Source organism: Stagnihabitans tardus (genome assembly GCF_009925085.1).
GTDB classification, from domain to species: domain Bacteria; phylum Pseudomonadota; class Alphaproteobacteria; order Rhodobacterales; family Rhodobacteraceae; genus Stagnihabitans; species Stagnihabitans tardus.
On record NZ_JAABNR010000091.1, the window covers coordinates 1 to 702 of the forward strand.

Consider the following 702-nt stretch of genomic DNA (forward strand, 5'->3'; position numbering starts at 1 on the left):
GAGCCTCCGCGCGATGGTGGAGAGAAACCGTTTCTCCGCCTTCACATCGGTGGCCACGGGCCGAAAAAGCGGCGGCTGCGCCTGGTTGGTGCGGTTGGTCCGTCCGAGGCCTTGGATCGCGGCATCGGCCTTCCAGCCGGGCTCCAGAAGATAGTGGACACGCAGGCGCTGGTTTTTGGCCCCGAAATCGGCGTGGTAGCTCCGGCCCGTGCCACCGGCATCGGAGAAGATCAGGATGCGCTTGGCGTCATCCATGAAGGCGGCGGTCTCAGCGAGGTTGGCCGAGGCCGAGCGGGTCTCGACGACAAGGCGGGCGGCGCCACCCTCGCCCTGCCGGATGATGCGTCGCGAGCGGCCGGTGACCTCGGCCACTTCCTCCACCCCGAAATGCTGCACGACCTGGTCCAGCGCCCCGGGCACCGGTGGCAGGGAGGCCAGGTGTTCGATCAGCGCATCGCGGCGGCGGACCGCCTCGCGGCATTCGACCGGCTGGCCGTCCCGGGTGACGGGGCGCGAAGAGAGATTGCCTTCGCCATCCGTGAAGGGCTCGTAGAGCTGCACCGGGAAGGAGTGCTGGAGATTGTCCAGGCACGCCTCCCTCGGCGTGATGTCGACGCGGACATCGCCCCAGTCCTCGGACGGGATCTCCGAGAGCCGCCGCTCCATCAGCGCCTCGCCGGTCGAGACGATCTGGATCACCGC

At 68.7% G+C, this 702-nt stretch carries 1 protein-coding gene; it reads right to left on the minus strand.

Annotation, left to right across the window (positions count from 1 at the left end; all coding sequences use genetic code 11):
• Positions 1 to 702 (minus strand): strawberry notch C-terminal domain-containing protein (locus tag GV832_RS21735; RefSeq protein WP_227754619.1); only part of this gene is annotated, 702 nt, incomplete at both ends.